The organism is Bacillus sp. JJ1764 (assembly GCF_036962145.1).
Taxonomy (GTDB): domain Bacteria; phylum Bacillota; class Bacilli; order Bacillales; family Cytobacillaceae; genus Neobacillus.
Genome location: NZ_JBALNY010000268.1, coordinates 1 through 1,796 on the forward strand (window position 1 = coordinate 1; position 1,796 = coordinate 1,796).

1 protein-coding gene and 1 pseudogene are annotated in these 1,796 nt (G+C 34.7%); one reads left to right on the forward strand and one right to left on the reverse strand.

Going from position 1 to position 1,796, the window contains the following annotated elements; genetic code table 11:
• Positions 1 to 318 precede the first annotated feature (318 nt).
• Positions 319 to 1,004 (reverse strand): annotated as a pseudogene (locus V7083_RS23670) (ArsR/SmtB family transcription factor).
• Between the two features lie 93 nt (positions 1,005 to 1,097).
• Here V7083_RS23670 and V7083_RS23675 point away from each other — a divergent pair.
• A complete protein-coding gene (locus V7083_RS23675) occupies positions 1,098 to 1,718 on the forward strand; it encodes a flavin reductase family protein (protein WP_335482671.1) in 621 nt (206 codons plus the stop codon).
• Positions 1,719 to 1,796: the final 78 nt, after the last annotated feature.

Sequence of the window (1,796 nt, forward strand, 5' to 3'; positions counted from 1 at the left end):
ATTTATTTTCAATGTGGGGCATAATTATTTGGTTAATTTCGATTCCATTAGGTTTTATAGTTTTTAAACAAACAAAAGAAAAAAACAATATAAGGCAACTAATATTGTATTCAACTTCATTTATGATGTTTTTTGCAGAACTTTTGCAATGGAATGAATATTTCAAATTTTGGTAGGGGGGATGATGTCGAAGGGTTATATCGAAATGTCCAAGAAAAAAAATTATCCAATGGAATCTGAACTTAAACATCTAATTTTTAAACAGCCGCATTTTTTAAGAGGAATGCGGCTTTCACTATTAAAAGTAAATTTGTTGTATCAAACTTCAATAAAAAAAGTTTTTTTGAAACCCTGTTTACCTTCGGTGGTGATTTTTATGGCTCGTGTTTTAGGGAAACGTTGCACCCAGTTTAACTCTAATAGCCTTTCTAGCAGGGCATTTCCTAATGCTCCAGCTAGGTGGTGACGTCTTTCACTCCAATCTAAACATTTGTGGGAGAATGAACGGCGTTTTTTCTTAACATTTTCAAGGTTAATTTGGAAGGACTTAAAGAATTCTTCTCCTTTTTCAGTAACAGTAAAGCCATCCTTTTCTTCACAAATAACACTCATTTTTATTAAAGAATCTGTTAATTGCACTCCCAAATTCCCCGCAAGGTGATCGTAGCACGTTCTTGCAAAACGTATTGCTTTATCTTCCGAAGCTTGATTAAACGACTTAATTTTAATTGGTGGCGCTATTGATAATAGTGACTCCATAATCTGAGCAACTTCCTGATTCCGAATTCCATAGTATCGGTGTCTCCCCTGTTTCTCAACAGTGAGTACATTAGCATCGACCATTTTAGCAAATGGAAACTAGCTGTTTGAGGTTTGATACCTGCCATATATGCTAATTCACTTGCGGGATGGTATCGACCATCTAATAAGACTGTTAATATTGCTGCACGAGAAGCTTCGCTAACAATAGAAGCGACAACTGCTATATTTGGAATTGCATTCATTTAACCATCTCCTAATGTAATCCATATTTCGATTATAGTCGAAGTAATTATGATCTACAATAAAATGAGAAGACAAAATAGGAGGAAATCAGAATGGATACAGTATCTCAAGTTTTTAACACTGAAATTATTAAACCTAAAATACTATACTACGGAACCCCAGTCATTTTACTGAGTACTCTTAATGAGGATGAAACAGTAAATATTAGTCCTATATCGTCATCATGGGCATTGGGTGATTATATAATATTGGGCCTTGGCCTTGGCGGAAAAGCTATTGAGAATTTAAAACAATATCCGGAATGTGTAATAAATATTCCAAGTCCTTCTTTATGGGAGAATGTTGAGCGATTGGCTCCAATTACAGGGAAAAATCCAGTTCCGGATAACAAGAAACAGATCGGATTTATCTATAAAAAAGAAAAGTATGATATTAGTGGATTTACTCCAGTTGAGTCTAAATCGGTAAAACCAACTCGGATTCAAGAATGTCCAATTCAAATTGAAGCAAAGGTGAAACACATTCGAATTCCTGAATATTCCCCTGAATTTGCAATTGTTGAGACACAATCTATACACGTACATGCTCATAAAGAAATCATCATCGGAGAAAATCATATTGACCCAAGTAAATGGAGTCCACTGATATATAATTTTCGACACTACTTTGGTTTAGGCGAACAATTAGGAAAAACCTATCGATCGGAAATATAAATCATTATCAAACTTTGTACGGCACGGTCTTCCGCAATAGGGTGCTTATATGGAGTAATGAAAAAGCCTAATTTCTCA